We start from the raw sequence: 15,452 nt of genomic DNA on the forward strand, positions 1-15,452 counted from the left end.
TGAGGATAGCCGGAACCGCTTCAGCTCTGCAGGCTTGCCGGTGTGCGCTGGCGCTCGCGCCAGCGATCGAGCAGGGCGAAGCCGCCGAGCAGGGCCAGGGCATACAGCGCATCCACGCCCAGGGCCAGCAGCACCAGGGCGCAGAGCGCGCAGCTGAGGCCGGCGACCCAGCGCCAGACGCCGCGCAGCAGCACCACACCGGCGGCCATGCTGAGCAGGTAGACGACGATGAAGTTGCCGTTGGCGTAGCGGATCAGGTCGTCCACCGACAGCTGCAGCACGGCGGCCAGGGCCGCGCACAGGGCGCAGATCAGCACCACCAGCAGCAGGGCGCGGGCCGGTACGCCGTGGCGGTTGCGCACGGCCAGGGCGGAAGGCAGCTTGCCCTCGTCGGCCAGGCTCCAGATCAGCCGGGCAAAGCCCTGCACATAGACGTTCATCGAGGCGAAGCAGGCCAGGTAGCCGACGGCCGCGACCAGCCAGCGCGCCTCATCGCCGAGCAGCCTGTGCATCAGGTGCGGCAGCGACGCCGCGTCGCTGTGCTCGTTGCCGTACACGCCGAAGCTCAGTACCGCGACGGAGAATGCCCAGTACACCAGGCCGGCCAGCAGTACGCCGAGCAGCAGGGCGAGGGGGAAGTCGCGCCGCGGGTGCTTGAACTCCTCGCCCAGGTGGGTGAAGGCCTCGATACCGACGAAGCACCAGAACATCACCCCCAGCGCGGCGGGAATCAGGTGCCAGGAGCCGTCGATCTGCGGCAGCAGTGGCTGGCTGGCCAGCGGCAGGTCGCCGACCCACCAGGCCAGGCCGACGGTGCCGAGGATGGCCAGGGCGATCAGCCCCTGCACCAGGCCGCTGGCCCGCGCCGGGCGCTGGCCGAGCAGGAGCATCAGGCCTAGGGTGGCAAACTGGATCAGCAGCGCTTCGCCACGGCCGATCGGCAGTACGGCCTGCCAGAAGCCAGTGGCGATGTTCAGTGCCGCCGGCAGGCCCACCGGCAGCACGGCGAGGAACAGCAGGGCGATGAGTCGCTCGCTGCGCGCGCCGAAGGCACGGCCGATCAGGTGCGGCGCGCCGCCGGCATGGGGGAAGTGGCGGCCCAGCTGGGCGAAGGTGAAGGCCACCGGCAGCACCAGGGCGATCAGGATCAGCCAGGCCCATAGCGAGGCCGAACCGGCGGCGGTGGCGGCCAGGGCCGGCACCACGAAGATACCGGTGCCCAGCAGCGAGGTGCTGAGCAGGGCGATGCCCTGCAGCAGGCCCAGTTCCTTGTTCAGCCGGCTCATGATGTATGCTCGCTCCTTCCTTTCGATCCCGCCATGTTACGGGCGCCGCCGCGCGCAGGTCGCCGCCGATGGCCGGCAATGTGGCGGAATCCCCCGTCAAACTGCCGGCCGCCGAGAACCACCGTGGACAAGTTCGATCGCCAGATCATCACCCTGCTGCGCCAGGATGCGCGCACCTCCGTCAGCCAGATCGCCCGCGAGGTCAACCTGTCGCGCTCCGCGGTGGGCGAGCGCATCCGCCAGCTGGAGCAATCCGGGGTGATTCGCGGCTACCATGCGCAGGTGGCCGACCCGGCCGGCAGCGGGGTCAAGGCGTTCCTCGAACTGTTCTACAAGGACGGTCGTTGTCAGGACTATGTCGAGCGCATGCGCGCCTATCCGGAAATCCGCCAGTGCTGCGGCATCAGCGGCGAGACCGACATGCTGGTGCAGGTGGAGGCGGCGAGCATGGCGCGCCTGGCGGAGATTCGCGGGGTGATCGAGGGTTTTCCGGGCATGCAGCGGGTGAAGACACACATGGTCGTCACCGAGTGGACGATGTGAGGCCTGGCGGCCTCAGATATCCCGCTTAGGCGCCAGACTCGCCGTCGCTCTGCTTCGACACCCTGGCTCTCGCACTTGAATGCCCGAGTTAACCGCACAGGCCATTAGCGGCTCAGAGTCGAGGCCTGGGTCGCTTCCTCGTCGGTGAGCATGTACTTGCCGGCCTGCAGGTCCTGGAAGTAGCGGTCGTAGCGGCCGCTGTCGCGGAACGCCTGCAGGCGCTGGTTGAAGCGCTGCATCAGGGCCTCGCTGTCGGCCAGACGCTTGGGCAGCATCAGGAAGCTCTGGTTGACCAGCAGCGGTTTGGGGTGGTGGGTAATGCGCGCCCGCTCGGCCGGGGTGAACTGGCTGCGTAGCGCCGCATAACCGACGTTGACTTCCTGTGGGTAGAGCACGACGCGCTCCTTGAGCAGCTTCTCGAAGTTCTGCTGGTCGCTGGAGACCCGTTCCATGCGCACCTTGCCCTGGGCGAGGAACGCGTCGAACCCGGGGCCGTAGCTGTATTCCAGACCGCCGCCGAGGGTCATGCCGGTCAGGTCGTCGAACTGCTGCCAGTCGAAGGGCACGGACTTGAGGTGGAAGAACACGAACTGTTCGTCCAGCAACGGCTCGCTGAACAGGAAGTCGGCCTCGCGCTCGCGCTTGTGCATCCACACGCCGGTGGCGTCGAACTTGCCGGCGGCGGCATCGGAATAGGCGCGTGGCCAGGGCAGGAAGCGGAAGTTGACCTTGTAGCCCTCCTCGGCGAAGAGGTCGCTGATGATGTGGGCGATCACGCCATTGTGGCGCTGGTCGGTGGAGAGGTAGGGCGGCCAGTCGCCGACGCTGATCTGCAGTTCGCGCGGCTGCGCCTGGGTACTGATGCACCAGGACAGACAGCAGATGGTCAACAGGCTTTTCCAGCGCATGGGGACTCCCGAGCTCCCTGAGGCCGCTACCTCGTCAGCATAGTCAGTTCGGGGGGCTGTCGGCGATACCTTTCAGCCAGGCGCGACGTGCGGCCACCTCGTGGAAGGTCCAGGCGAGGAAGCGACTCTGCTTGTTGCCCTGGGCCATGTCCACCTGGCGTATCTCCAGGGCACCGGCCTGCTGCAGGGCGGCGTTGAACGCCGCCAGGTTGCCGGCCTTGGACACCAGGCTGCTGAACCACAGCACCTGCCCGGCCACCGCCGCGCTCTCGCGGGCCATGCGCCGCAGGAAGGCCACTTCGCCGCCCGCGCACCACAGCTCGTTACTCTGCCCGCCGAAGTTCAGCACCGGCAGCTTGCGCTTGGGGTCGAGCTTGCCGAGGTTCTTCCATTTGCGCGTGCTGCCGCTGGCCGCCTCGGCGGCGGAGGCATGGAAGGGCGGGTTGCACAGGGTCAGGGTGAAACGCTCGTCGCTGGCCAGCAGGCCCTGGAAAATGTGCTGCGGTGTGTGCTGCTGACGCAGTTCGATGGCATCGTCCAGGCCGTTGGCCTGGACGATGCTGCGTGCCGCCGCCAGGGCGACCGGGTCGATGTCCGAGCCGAGGAAGCGCCAGCCGTAGTCGCTGTGGCCGAGCAGCGGGTAGATGCAGTTGGCCCCGGTGCCGATGTCCAGCACGCGCACCCCTTTACCGCGTGCGATGGCGCCATCGCTGCTTTCGGCCAGCAGATCGGCCAGGCCATGCAGGTAGTCGGCCCGGCCGGGGATCGGCGGGCACAGGTAGCCCGGCGGAATGTCCCAGTGGGCGATGCCGTACAGCTGGCGCATCAACGCGCGGTTGAACACGCGCACCGCCTCGGGGTCGGCGAAGTCGATGCTCTGCTTGCCATAGGGGTTGAGGATGACGAAGCGGCCCAGCTCCGGGCTGGCCTCGATCAGCCTGGGGAAGTCGTAGCGGCCCTGGTGGCGGTTGCGCGGGTGCAGTTGCCCCTTGGCAACGGCCTTGGGCTGGCGGGGCGGATGGCTTTTCTGACGCATGGCGGGCGGTTCGGCGGGCGGGGGTGGCATTGTCCCACAGACGCTACTTCCAGCCCATCTGCCAGCGCTCGGTGTCTTCCAGCTGGTGCCAGTCCAGGCGCTCGCTGCGCCCGGTGAGCACGGCCTGCAGGTCGATCGCCAGCACCTCGCCGGCGTCGTCGCGATGCAGCTCGGTGACCAGGAAGTGGCGCTCGCGATTGCGCGGCACGCGTGCCGTCCATTTCGACAGCAGCAGCTTGCGCGGGTTGATCCGGCCGGGCCTCACTGGCGGTGCTCCAGCAGGCGCCGCGCGACTTCCTGGCCACTTAGCCAGGCGCCCTCGACGCGGCCGGACAGGCACCAGTCGCCGCAGGCATACAGGCCCAGGTCGGCGTCGGCCAGGGCGCCCCACTCGTGAGCGCTGGCCGGGCGTGCGTAGAGCCAGCGATGCGCCAGGCTGAAGGCCGGTGCCGGCACGGCGCAGCCAATCAGCTCGGCGAAGGCGCCGTGCAGCTGTTCGATCACCGCCTCCTTGGGCAGGTCCAGGTGCTGCCGGCTCCAGCTGCTGCTGGCGTGCAGTACCCAGGTGTCCAGTGCGCCATCGCGGCCCGGCTTGCTGCGGTTGCGCGCCAGCCAGTCGATCGCGCTGTCCTGCACGAAGCAGCCCTGTACCGGGGTCTGCAATGCAGTCTCGAAGCCCAGGGCCACGGCCCAGGTCGGCTCCATGATCACGCTGGCGGCGGCGCTGGCCAGCTTGGGCGCTGCGGCCAGCAGGGCGGTGGCCTGCGGCGCCGGCGTGGCGACGATCACGCTGCTGTAGGGACCGTGGCTGTTGCCCTCGGCGTCCTGCAGGCCCCAGTGCTGTTCGCCACGGAACACCTCGGTGATGCGGCAGCCGAAGTGCACCGGCAGGGCGCCGAGCAGCGCGCGGCTGATGGAGCTCATGCGCGGTGCGCCGACCCAGCGCACCTGTTCGTCCGGTGAGGGTTGCAGGCCGTTCTGGTGGTACTGGTAGAGCTGCGGGTTCCATTCGGCGACCCAGCCGCGCGCCTGCCACTGCTGCACCACTTCGACGAAGCGGCGATCACGCGCGGTGAAGTACTGCGCGCCCAGGTCCACGGAGCCGGCATCGCTGCGCTTGCTGGCCATGCGTCCGCCACTGCCGCGGCTCTTGTCGAACAGCTCGACTTGCAGGCCGGCAGCATGCAGGGCCTGGGCGGCGGATAATCCGGCCAGGCCGGTACCGATGATGGCAATGGGGGCGTTCATGTTTGACCTCGTTGTCTTTATCTCAGGCTACGCGTTCGGGAAAATCTGTACAATCGCAAAATCTGTACAGAATTTTCTTTCGTGGCCGCGTGATCCTCGTCGATAATCAAGACACATGACCTGGGCTCAATGTTCAGACTAGGGCGCAACCACGGGGTCGCGCCATATGAGGAGGACGCCATGCACATATTGCTGACCGGCGGCACGGGGCTGATCGGGCGTGCCCTGTGCCAGTTCTGGTTGCGCCAGGGGCACCAGCTGACGGTCTGGAGCCGGCGTCCCGAGCGAGTCGCGGCGCTCTGCGGCGACGGGGTGCGCGGCATCGCGCGGCTCGAGGAACTGGCCGACACACCGCTCGATGCGGTGATCAACCTGGCCGGCGCCCCGATTGCCGACCGGCCCTGGACGCACAAGCGCAAGGCGCTGCTGTGGGACAGCCGGGTCGCGCTGACCGAGCGGCTGCTGGCCTGGCTGGAATCCCGTGCTCAGCGCCCGCGGGTGCTGATCTCCGGGTCCGCGGTGGGTTGGTATGGCGACGGCGGGGAGCGCGAACTGCACGAAAGCGATGCGCCGGTGGTCGAGGACTTCGCCGCCCAGCTGTGCGGTGCCTGGGAAGAGACGGCGCAGCGCGCCGAGACGCTCGGCATGCGCGTGGTGTTGCTGCGCACCGGGCTGGTGCTGGCGCCAGCCGGCGGCTTCCTCAAGCGTCTGTTGCTGCCGTTTCGCCTGGGCCTGGGTGGGCCGATCGGCAACGGCCGGCAGTGGATGCCGTGGATTCACCTGCAGGATGAAATCGGCCTGATCGATTTTCTCTTGCAGCGGGACGACGCGCGCGGTCCCTATAATGCTTGCGCGCCGCAGCCGGCCAGGAACAGGGATTTCACCCGTGCCCTGGGCCGGGCACTGCACCGTCCGGCATTGCTGCCGGTGCCCGGGCCACTGCTCAAGCTGGGCCTGGGCGAACTGTCCGGCCTGCTGCTCGGCGGGCAGAAGGCGCTGCCTCAGCGCGCGCTGGCCGATGGCTACGTATTTCGCTTCACCGACCTCGACTCGGCACTGGCCGACCTGCTCAAGGACTCCGCATGACCGATCACGCCCTGCTGTTGCTCAATCTGGGTTCGCCGGCTTCCACGGAGGTGGCCGACGTGCGTCGCTACCTCAACCAGTTCCTCATGGACCCCTATGTGATCGACCTGCCCTGGCCGGTGCGGCGCCTGCTGGTGTCGCTGATCCTGCTCAAGCGCCCGGCGCAGTCGGCGCATGCCTATGCCTCGATCTGGTGGGAGGAGGGCTCGCCGCTGGTGGTGCTCAGCCGCCGCCTGCAGCAGGCCATGGTGCCGCACTGGCCGCATGGCCCGGTGGAGCTGGCCATGCGTTACGGCGAGCCGTCGATCGATAGCGTGCTGCAGCGCCTGGCCGCGCAGGGCGTGCGCAAGGTGACCCTGGCGCCGCTGTACCCGCAGTTTGCCGACAGCACCACCACCACCGCGCTGCAGGAAGTGCGGCGGGTGGTGCGCGAACGCGGCCTGGCCCTGCAATTCGCCGAGCTGGCGCCGTTCTACGCCCAGCCTGAGTACGTCGACGCACTGGCGGAGAGCGCCAAGCCCTATCTCGAGCAGGACTTCGACCACCTGCTGTTGAGCTTCCACGGCCTGCCGGAGCGCCATCTGCACAAGCTGGACCCCACCGGCCACTGCCTGAAAGGCGCCGACTGCTGCAAGAACGCCTCGCCGCAGGTGCTCGCCAACTGCTACCGGGCCCAGTGCCTGCGCAGTGCCGAGCTGTTCGCCGAGCGCGCCGGGCTGCCGGCCGGCAAGTGGTCGGTGGCCTTCCAGTCGCGCCTGGGCCGCGCCAAGTGGATCGAGCCCTATACCGAGGCGCGCCTCGACGAACTGGCCAAGGCCGGCGTGAAGAAGCTGCTGGTGATGTGCCCGGCCTTTGTCGCCGACTGCATCGAGACCCTGGAGGAGATTGGCGATCGTGGCCGCGAGCAGTTCCGCGAAGCGGGCGGTGAGGACCTGGTGCTGGTGCCCTGCCTGAACGACCACCCGCAATGGGTGCAGGCGCTCAAGGTGTTGTGCGAGCGCGCGCCGCAGCAGCTGTGACGGCGAGGGCGCGGGCCGGGCTGGAGGCAGGTCGCATCCGCCCGGCCCGTAGAGGCTTGCCCAGGCTGAGGGGATGGCCGTGTTGCCATTGAGGCACGGCTGTCACCGCCCTGGCCGCGTGTCAGTCCTGTCCTTTCCTTCAGGTCGCCGCATGCCGGGGCAGGGCGATAGAGATGAGTGCCGCAGCCAGTACGAAGGCGCTGGAGATCCACAGGCAGGCCGCCAGTCCGTAGGCCTGGAAAATCCAGCCCGAAAGCAGGGTGCCGACCAGTCGGCCCAGTGCGTTGGACATGTAGTAGAAGCCCACGTCCAGAGACACGCCATCCTCTTTGGCATAGCTGACGATCAGGTAGCTGTGCAGGGACGAGTTCACCGCGAACAGCACCCCGAACAGCATCAGCCCGCCGAGCAACACCGCTTGTGCTGACACGTCCGTTCCCAGGCCCAGGGCGATCAGGGCCGGCAGGCCGGCCAGTGCCAGCGCCCAGGCGCACGCAGCGCGGCCATCCGGCACATGGCCGCGGCGCTTGCCGGTGATGTTGGGGGCAAGAGACTGCACCAGGCCATAGCCGATGATCCAGGCGGCGAGGAAGCCCCCCACCAGCCAGAAGTCCCAGCCGAACGTCGTGCTCAGATAGACCGGCAGCGCCACCACGAACCACACGTCGCGCGCGCCGAATAAAAACAGGCGGGCGGCCGACAGGATGTTGATCGCCCGGCTCTTGGACAGCAGGTCGCGGAACTTAGGCTTGGCCTTGGCCTTGCCCAGGTCCTTCTTCAGCAGTACCAGGCTGCCTAGCCAGATCAGCGCCAGCACGGCGGCCATCGCCAGCACTGCGCCGGTGAAGCCGAGCAGAGCCAGCAGGGCGCCGCCGAGGAAGAAACCAACGCCCTTGAGCGCGTTCTTCGAGCCGGTGAGGATGGCCACCCACTGGTATAGGGTGCCCTGCTGGTTGTCCGGCACCAGGAGCTTGATCGAGCTCTTGGCGCTCATCTTGTTGAGGTCCTTGGCGATACCCGACAGCGCCTGCGCGCCCATCACCCAGGGCACGGTCAGCCAGGCGGTGGGCACCGTGAGCATCAGCAGGGCCAGTACCTGCAGGCCCAGGCCGAGGTTCATGGTGCGGTTCAGGCCCAGGCGCGCGCCGAGGTAGCCACCGACCAGGTTGGTGACCACGCCGAATATCTCGTAGAACAGGAACAGCGCGGCGATCTGCAGCGGCGTGTAGCCCAGGCTGTGGAAGTGCAGCACCACCAGCATGCGCAGGGCACCGTCGGTGAGGGTGAAGGCCCAGTAGTTGCCGGTGACCAGCAGGTACTGGCGGACTTCCGCAGACAGGGCTGACAACGCCTTCATGATCGCCGATTACCCCGCCGCGCCGACCAGCCGCGCCAGCTCTGCTGCGCGGTTGGCATAGCCCCACTCGTTGTCGTACCAGGCATAGACCTTCACCTGGGTGCCATTGACCACCAGGGTCGACAGCGCATCGATGATCGAGGAGCGCGGGTCGGTGCGGTAGTCGATGGACACCAGCGGGCGCTCCTCGTAGCCCAGGATGTTCTTCAGCGGGCCCTCGGCGGCCGCCTTGAGCAGTGCATTGACCACCTCGGCGGTGGTCGCGCGCTCCACCTCGAACACGCAGTCGGTCAGCGAGGCGTTGGCCAGCGGCACGCGCACGGCATGGCCATTCAGCTTGCCGCGCAGCTCGGGGAAAATCTCGGCAATCGCGGTGGCCGACCCGGTGGTGGTCGGGATCAGGCTCATGCCAGAGGCACGGGCGCGGCGCAGGTCCTTGTGCGGCGTGTCGAGAATGCTCTGGGTGTTGGTCAGGTCGTGGATGGTGGTGATCGAGCCGTGGCGGATGCCCAGCGCTTCATGGATCACCTTGACCACCGGTGCCAGGCAGTTGGTGGTGCAGGAGGCGGCCGTGACGATACGGTGCTGCGCCGGGTCGAACAGCTGCTGGTTGACGCCCATCACCACGTTCAGCGCGCCCGGCTCCTTGACCGGCGCGCAGACCACCACGCGCTTCACGCCCTGCTCCAGATACCCCTGCAGCACAGCGACCGTCTTCATCTTGCCGCTGGCTTCGAGCACCAGGTCGCAGCCGCTCCAGTCGGTGTCGGCGATGGCCTTGTTGGCGGTCACGCGGATGCGCTTGCCATCAATGACCACGGCGTCGCCGTCACTGCCCGCTTCATGTTGCCAGCGGCCGTGCACCGAGTCGAAATTCAGCAGGTGGGCGTGGGTGGCGGCGTCGCCGGCCGGGTCGTTGATCTGCACGAACTGCAGTTCGGGCCAGTTCCAGGCAGCGCGCAGGGCCAGGCGGCCAATACGGCCGAAGCCGTTGATGCCTACTTTGATGGTCATGCTGAGTCCTCGTGGGTGCTTGAGATGAATGAGCGAACAGCCACTGTTGTCGTGGTTGCCCTGGGCTTGCGTTCAGTCGCACAGTGGCTTGCGGCCTGGCCTGTTGCGCATCTGCCAGAGACGCTGCACGTCCTGGCGCAACCATTCGGCCTGGCTGTCCAGGGTGGTCTTGAGCAGTTCGGTGACCCAGGTGGGCAGTTGCGGGTGCAGGCGGTAGTAGACCCACTGGCCGTTGCGCCGATCCTCCAGCAGTCCGCAGCTGCGCAGCAGCGCCAGGTGGCGCGAGATCTTTGGCTGGCTCTCGTCGAGCGCGGCGGTCAGTTCGCAGACGCACAGCTCCTGTTCAAGGGTGACGAGCAGCGCGATGCGCGTGCGGGTTTCGTCTGCCAGGCACTTGAAAACCTCGACGGGCGAGAGCTGCTCGCTCGTCGGCTGTGGCGCAGGTTTGCCCTTGATCAGTACGAACATCTTCAGGCGTTCAAGGATTTCATGCAGCGTCCGGCGATGAGCATCGCTGCGGGGGCTGCTGACCGGGTCCTCGAAACTCCAGGTGATGTATTCGCCCGCACCGGGCAGGGCCAGGCATTCGAGGGCGGATTTGTCACACAGGGTGATGACGTAGTCGAAGGGCTGGTCGGCGACCTGTTCGATGGACTTGCTGAACAGGCCTTCGGTGGAAATGCCGCTGTGCTGCAGTGCGGCAAGCGTGCGTGGGTCTACCTGGGTCGGAGCCGTGCCCGCGCTGAAGGCCTCGAAGTGCTCCGCGTCGAGGTGGCGCAGCAGGGCTTCGGCCATCTGCGAGCGTGACGAGTTGGCCACGCAGAGAAACAGGACGCGCTTTTTCTGGCTCATCTTGATATCTGTCAAAGCGAGGAAGAACTGAATATATTATTTATCATATATTCGGTAAAGCATATGTGAGTGCGGAGGTCAGCCATGCAACCTGCTGTAGAGAGGACCCGTGCACCGCTCGGGGTGTTCGAGCGTTACCTGAGTCTCTGGGTTCTGCTGTGTATCGGGGCCGGCACCCTGCTTGGCCTGGCCGCGCCAGAGGCAGCCCACCTCGTGGGCGCGCTGGAGGTTGCCCAGGTCAACATTCCCGTCGGTCTGCTCATCTGGGTCATGATCATTCCCATGCTGATGAAGATCGACTTCACCGCGCTGCATGAGGTGCGCCAGCAAAAGGCCGGCATGGCGGTCACCCTGCTGGTCAACTGGGCGATCAAGCCTTTCTCCATGGCCCTGATCGGCTGGCTGTTCATCAAGGTGCTGTTTGCCGACTGGCTGCCGTCCGCTGAGTTGGACAGCTACATGGCGGGGCTGATCCTGCTGGGCGCGGCGCCCTGTACGGCGATGGTGTTCGTGTGGAGCAACCTGTGCAGTGGCAACGCCAACTTCACGCTCACGCAGGTGGCGCTCAACGACCTGGTGATGGTATTCGCCTTTGCCCCCATCGTGGCGTTGCTGCTTGGCGTCTCGTCGATTCCCGTACCCTGGGACACATTGCTGCTGTCGGTGGTCATGTACATCGTCATTCCGCTGGCCATCGCCCAGTTCCTGCGCAAGCAGCTGCTGAGCAGAGGGGCGGCAGTTTTTCAGGCGGCCCTGGACAGGGTCTCGCCCTTTTCCATCCTCGCCCTGCTGGCCACGCTGGTGCTGCTGTTTTCCTTCCAGGGCGAGGCGATTGTCGAGCAGCCGCTGGTGATTGGTTTGTTGGCCGTGCCCATTCTGCTGCAGACCCTGTTCATCGCAGCCCTTGGCTACTGGCTGTGCCGCCGCTTGCGGGTGCGGCATGACGTGGCTGGCCCGGCCACCATGATCGGCGCTTCCAACTTCTTCGAACTGGCGGTGGCGGTGGCGATTGTCCTGTATGGCTTCGACTCCGGCGCCGCGTTGGCCACGGTCGTCGGCGTGCTCATCGAGGTGCCGGTGATGCTGGCCCTGGTGCGCATGGTCAACCGCAGCCGGGTTTGGTATGAGCGCGGGCTGGCAGGTGGTGCGTCAGTGGTCTGAAGTCGTCGTGGCCGGAATGGCCCGCCGTCATGGATAATCGGGGCTGTTACCCGCTATCGTCGCTGGCGTTTGCCCGGACTTCTTGCAGAACCCGATATGCCTTACATCAGTCACAGTGTCCATGAATGTGCCGCTCGCCTGCGTTCCGGCGCCCTGGTAGCCATGCCAACCGAGACCGTTTACGGCCTGGCTGCCGATGCTTGCCAGCCAGCGGCGGTCGAGCAGGTCTTTGCCCTCAAGGGGCGGCCGAGCAGCAATCCGCTGATCGTGCACCTGGCGAGCGCCGAGCAGGTCGGGCAATGGGCTGCCGACGTGCCGCCGGCTGCGCAGCGGCTGATGGATGTCTGCTGGCCGGGGCCACTCACCCTGGTACTGCCGGCCCGCGACGAGGTTTCGCGCGCCGTTACCGCCGGGCAGGACAGCGTGGCCCTGCGTGTGCCGGCGCACCCGACCGCGCAGGCGCTGCTGGCGGCTTTCGGTGGTGGCCTGGTGGCACCCTCGGCCAACCGCTACATGTCGATCAGCCCGACCAGCGCCGAGCACGTGGCGCAGCAGTTCGCCGAGAGCGACCTGTGGATTCTCGATGGCGGCCCCTGCCAGGTAGGCCTGGAGTCGAGCATCGTCAGCCTGTTGCCGGGCGACAGCCCACGCCTGCTGCGCCGTGGCATGCTCGGCCAGGCCCGACTGGAGGCGCTGCTGGGCGTGCCGCTGGAAGGCAAGGCCGGCGCCGTGCGCGCGCCCGGCCAGCACCACCGTCACTACGCTCCCGGCACCACCACCCTGGCCTTCGTGCAGGCGCCCGCCGAGGCCTTGGCCTCGCCACGCTGCGGCTGGCTCTGGTGTGGTGCGGCCCAGCCCAGCCAGGGGCCGGCCCTGGACCTCGGTGCCGATCCGCAGGCCTATGCCGCGCGCCTCTACGCCGCCCTCTACCAGCTCGATGCGATGGGCCTGGAGCGCCTGTACATCCAGCTGCCGCCGCTGCAGGACGCCTGGGCTGCGGTGCATGACCGCCTGAGCCGTGCCAGCCAGCGGCTGGACTGAGGGCCTGTTCAACTGGCCAGGCAGAGTGGGCGAGGGTATGACGCTGTGCTTTTGGAGGCTCCTGGCCGAAGCGCCGCGTGGGCGCTTCAGTCCGGCAGCGTCGGGGTATCCAGCGGCATCTCGGCGAAACGGCTGAAGGCCTGCGCGGCCGGCGATGGGTTCTTGGTGCGCCAGCGCACCAGGTACCAGCGGTTGGGAATGGGGAAACCTTCCACGTCCAGTTCCACCAGGTTGCCCGGCGCGGTGTGGATCAGCGTGTGCCGCGACAGGATGGCGATGCCGAGCCCGGCGGCGACCGACTCCTTGATCGCCTCGTTGCTCTCGATGGTCATCTGTGGCCTGAGCGTCCAGCCGTGCTGCGCGAAGTGCTCCTCGATGGCCTGCCGTGTTCCGGAGCCGGGTTCGCGGCTGAGAAAGGCTTCGCCCGCCAGTTGTTCCCAACCGATACGCTGGCCAGCGAAGCGGTGCCCGGCCGGGGCGATCACCACCAGCGGGTTGTCCGCCAGCGGCACGGCCTCCAGGTCAAGGTGCCGTGGCGGCTGGCTGAAGACATACAGATCGTCGCGGTTGTCCTCCAGACGACGGATCACCTCCGAGCGGTTGGCGATGTTGAGCTGAACCTCGACCTGCGGGTATTGCCGGCAGAAGGGGCCGAGCAGGCGCGGTACCAGATACTTGGCGGTGGTCACCGCGCCGAGGCGCAACTGCCCGGCGGTCAGGCCGTTGAGCTGGGCCAGGCGCATCTCCAGGTGGTCGAGCGCATCGAAGATTTCCCGGGCGCCCGCCTGGACCTCGCGCCCGGCATCGGTCAGGTGCAGGCGCTTGCCCAGCTGTTCGAACAGGCGCATGCCCAGGGCCTGCTCCAGTTTGGTGATCTGCGTCGAGACCGACGGTTGTGCCAGGTGCAGGGCACGGGCGGCCTCGGTGACGCTCAGGCGTTCGGCCACGGCCAGGAAGGTTTCCAATTGGCGAAAGGTTGTCTGGCGGGTATGGAAACGGGATCTTTGCATTGCTTAACGTCGATGATCTTGTTGTTGATAATCTATTTTTGACTATATCAACTGCTGGCGAGAATGAGGTGTCGCGCCACGCAGAGATCATCATCATGTCGGCAGCCCTCGCCTCAATCGCTTCTCCCAGTGCCCAGTCCCAGGCGCAACGCATCGCCTTCCTGACCTGTCATGACAAGGCCCGTCTGGTTGACGAGGCCCTGGCATCACAGGGGTTCCGCGTCGAGCCCATCAGCAGCTATGACACCGACCACTTCGGCACCTTCAGCCGCGAGGTGCCGCGCAGTGCCAGCGCCCATGACACGGCGCTGGCCAAGGCCAAGCTGGCCTGCTCGCTGGGTGGGGTGCGTTTTGGTCTCGGCAGCGAGGGCAGCTTCGGGCGTGACCCGCACCTGGGCTGGACGCCCTGGGACTACGAAATCCTCTGCCTGTGGGATGCGCAGTTGCAGTACCCGGTGTTTGCCCTGGCCGGTTCCGGTGCCACCAATTACGCCCAGACCGAGGTCGATAGCCTGGAGGCCGCCGTGGCCTTCATGCAGCGTGCGCGTTTTCCCGAGCACGCGCTGATCCTCGGGCGTCCCGGCGAGTCCTGGTTCCGCAAGGGCATTCGCGAGCGCGACTGGCTGCTTGGCCAGTTGGAATGGTTGCTGGCGCGCGAGCCAGGCATCTGGCTGGAGACGGATATGCGAGCGCACGTCAATCCCCTGCGCCAGGCCGTGATTCGCGATGCCGCCGTGCAGCTGGCGCAACGCCTCTCCAGTCGCTGCCCGGCCTGTGACGCGCGCGGTTACGCGGTGGCGCGCAGCGAGCCCGGCCTGCTGTGTGCCGACTGTGGCCTGGGCACGCCGCTGGCTGCGGCGCACATCTGGGCCTGCCCGGCCTGCCAGCACGAAGAACGTCGTCCCGTCACCCAACTGGCCAGTGCCGGCCACTGCGAGCAATGCAACCCATGAATGCCTTCGCCCCCAGCGTTCCCCGCCTGACCCACCTGCGCGCCCTCGAGGCCGAGGCCATCCATATCCTGCGCGAGGTGGTGGCGGTGATGCGCAATCCCTGCCTGTTCTACTCGATCGGCAAGGACTCCACCGTGTTGCTGCATCTGGCGCGCAAGGCGTTCTTTCCCGGGCCGCTGCCGTTTCCGCTGCTGCATGTCGACACTGGCTGGGAATTCCATGAGATGGGCCAGTTTCGCGACCGCCTGGCCGCGCGCCTGGGCCTGGACATGCGCGTACACATCAACCCCGACGGCGAGCGGCTGAATATCACGCCGTTCTCCGTGGGCTCGGCCAAGTACACCGACATCATGAAAACCGAGGCGCTCAAGCAGGCGCTGGCGCAGTACGGTTTCGACGCCTGCTTCGGTGGCGCCCGGCGCGACGAGGAAAAGTCGCGGGCCAAGGAGCGCGTGTGTTCCTTCCGCGACCCGCACCAGCGCTGGGACCCCAAGCAGCAGCGCCCCGAGCTGTGGCAGCTGTACAACACCCGGATCAATGCCGGCGAAAGCCTGCGGGTGTTTCCGCTGTCGAACTGGACCGAGCTGGATATCTGGCAGTACATCCACCTGGAGAACATCGAGATCGTCGACCTCTACCGCGCCGCGCCTCGTCCGGTGGTGGAGCTGCACGGCACCTTGATCTGCGTGGACGACGAGCGTCTGCTGGAGCACCTCACGCCTGAGCAGCGCGCCGGCATCCAGACCCGCTGGGTACGTTTCCGCACCCTCGGCTGCTACCCGCTGACCGGTGCGGTGGAATCGCAGGCGCAATCGCTGCCGCAGATCATCCAGGAGATGCTGCTGACCCGCACGTCCGAACGCCAGGGGCGGGTCATCGACCATGACCAGGAAGGCTCGATGGAGAAGAAGAAAATCGAGGGCTACTTCTAAACCGCT

General features: G+C 67.1%; 16 protein-coding genes. 7 read left to right on the top strand and 9 right to left on the bottom strand.

The window, feature by feature from the left end:
• Nucleotides 1-20: 20 nt before the first annotated feature.
• A complete protein-coding gene (gene yjeH, locus ACOAPY_RS05750; protein ID WP_465155530.1) occupies nt 21-1,286 on the bottom strand; it encodes an L-methionine/branched-chain amino acid transporter in 1,266 nt (421 codons plus the stop codon).
• Between the two features lie 123 nt (nt 1,287-1,409).
• Here yjeH and ACOAPY_RS05755 point away from each other — a divergent pair, with 123 nt between their 5' ends.
• Complete coding sequence (locus ACOAPY_RS05755) at nt 1,410-1,829, top strand: Lrp/AsnC family transcriptional regulator (RefSeq protein ID WP_330099769.1); 420 nt, start codon at nt 1,410-1,412, stop codon at nt 1,827-1,829.
• Nucleotides 1,830-1,933: 104 nt separating this feature from the next.
• Here the strand turns inward: ACOAPY_RS05755 and ACOAPY_RS05760 are convergent, their stop codons facing one another.
• The 4 genes from ACOAPY_RS05760 to ACOAPY_RS05775 are packed head-to-tail and all read right to left on the bottom strand — an operon-like array spanning nt 1,934 to nt 5,021.
• A complete protein-coding gene (locus tag ACOAPY_RS05760) occupies nt 1,934-2,737 on the bottom strand; it encodes a substrate-binding periplasmic protein (protein ID WP_465155532.1) in 804 nt (267 codons plus the stop codon).
• Nucleotides 2,738-2,780: 43 nt separating this feature from the next.
• The gene (rlmF, locus tag ACOAPY_RS05765) at nt 2,781-3,803 is read right to left on the bottom strand and encodes a 23S rRNA (adenine(1618)-N(6))-methyltransferase RlmF (protein WP_465155534.1); all 1,023 of its coding nucleotides are present in this window, start codon (nt 3,801-3,803) and stop codon (nt 2,781-2,783) included.
• A 13-nt stretch (nt 3,804-3,816) separates the two neighbouring features.
• Nucleotides 3,817-4,038, bottom strand: a complete 222-nt coding sequence (locus ACOAPY_RS05770; RefSeq protein WP_076427953.1) for a TIGR02450 family Trp-rich protein — start codon at nt 4,036-4,038, stop codon at nt 3,817-3,819.
• On the bottom strand, nt 4,035-5,021 hold the full coding sequence (locus ACOAPY_RS05775; RefSeq protein ID WP_465155535.1) for an NAD(P)/FAD-dependent oxidoreductase: 987 nt from the start codon (nt 5,019-5,021) through the stop codon (nt 4,035-4,037). The genes ACOAPY_RS05770 and ACOAPY_RS05775 overlap by 4 nt, the downstream gene beginning before the upstream one ends.
• Nucleotides 5,022-5,201: 180 nt before the next feature.
• Between ACOAPY_RS05775 and ACOAPY_RS05780 the strand changes: the two genes are divergently transcribed.
• Complete coding sequence (locus ACOAPY_RS05780) at nt 5,202-6,107, top strand: TIGR01777 family oxidoreductase (RefSeq protein WP_330099773.1); 906 nt, start codon at nt 5,202-5,204, stop codon at nt 6,105-6,107.
• Nucleotides 6,104-7,126, top strand: a complete 1,023-nt coding sequence (gene hemH / locus ACOAPY_RS05785; protein ID WP_465155537.1) for a ferrochelatase — start codon at nt 6,104-6,106, stop codon at nt 7,124-7,126. The genes ACOAPY_RS05780 and hemH overlap by 4 nt, the downstream gene beginning before the upstream one ends.
• Nucleotides 7,127-7,265: 139 nt before the next feature.
• Here the strand turns inward: hemH and arsJ are convergent, their stop codons facing one another.
• From arsJ to ACOAPY_RS05800, 3 genes are all read right to left on the bottom strand, one after another.
• Nucleotides 7,266-8,483 carry an organoarsenical effux MFS transporter ArsJ gene (gene arsJ, locus ACOAPY_RS05790; RefSeq protein WP_465155539.1) on the bottom strand — a complete coding sequence of 406 codons (1,218 nt, stop codon included), beginning with the start codon at nt 8,481-8,483 and terminating at the stop codon, nt 7,266-7,268.
• Nucleotides 8,484-8,492: 9 nt separating this feature from the next.
• Complete coding sequence (locus ACOAPY_RS05795; protein ID WP_465155540.1) at nt 8,493-9,497, bottom strand: ArsJ-associated glyceraldehyde-3-phosphate dehydrogenase; 1,005 nt, start codon at nt 9,495-9,497, stop codon at nt 8,493-8,495.
• A gap of 72 nt (nt 9,498-9,569) precedes the next feature.
• Nucleotides 9,570-10,349, bottom strand: coding sequence for a metalloregulator ArsR/SmtB family transcription factor (locus ACOAPY_RS05800; RefSeq protein ID WP_465155542.1), 780 nt, complete (start codon nt 10,347-10,349; stop codon nt 9,570-9,572).
• A gap of 84 nt (nt 10,350-10,433) precedes the next feature.
• Here ACOAPY_RS05800 and arsB point away from each other — a divergent pair, with 84 nt between their 5' ends.
• Nucleotides 10,434-11,510 carry an ACR3 family arsenite efflux transporter gene (gene arsB, locus ACOAPY_RS05805; protein ID WP_465155543.1) on the top strand — a complete coding sequence of 359 codons (1,077 nt, stop codon included), beginning with the start codon at nt 10,434-10,436 and terminating at the stop codon, nt 11,508-11,510.
• A 96-nt stretch (nt 11,511-11,606) separates the two neighbouring features.
• Nucleotides 11,607-12,551 carry an L-threonylcarbamoyladenylate synthase gene (locus ACOAPY_RS05810; RefSeq protein WP_465155545.1) on the top strand — a complete coding sequence of 315 codons (945 nt, stop codon included), beginning with the start codon at nt 11,607-11,609 and terminating at the stop codon, nt 12,549-12,551.
• An 86-nt stretch (nt 12,552-12,637) separates the two neighbouring features.
• Here ACOAPY_RS05810 and ACOAPY_RS05815 read toward each other — a convergent pair whose 3' ends face one another.
• Nucleotides 12,638-13,561, bottom strand: coding sequence for a LysR family transcriptional regulator (locus ACOAPY_RS05815; protein WP_076427931.1), 924 nt, complete (start codon nt 13,559-13,561; stop codon nt 12,638-12,640).
• Between the two features lie 68 nt (nt 13,562-13,629).
• On the opposite strand from ACOAPY_RS05815, the gene ACOAPY_RS05820 reads away from it, so the two are divergent.
• On the top strand, nt 13,630-14,514 hold the full coding sequence (locus ACOAPY_RS05820) for a DUF6671 family protein (RefSeq protein ID WP_465155547.1): 885 nt from the start codon (nt 13,630-13,632) through the stop codon (nt 14,512-14,514).
• Entirely contained in the window at nt 14,511-15,446 is a 936-nt protein-coding gene (gene cysD / locus ACOAPY_RS05825) for a sulfate adenylyltransferase subunit CysD (protein WP_330098398.1), read from the top strand. Before ACOAPY_RS05820 ends, cysD begins: the two co-directional genes overlap by 4 nt.
• Nucleotides 15,447-15,452 lie beyond the last annotated feature (6 nt).

Origin of the sequence: Pseudomonas stagnisoli (assembly GCF_048595745.1) — a bacterium.
In the GTDB taxonomy this organism is placed as follows: Bacteria; Pseudomonadota; Gammaproteobacteria; order Pseudomonadales; family Pseudomonadaceae; genus Aquipseudomonas; species Aquipseudomonas alcaligenes_A.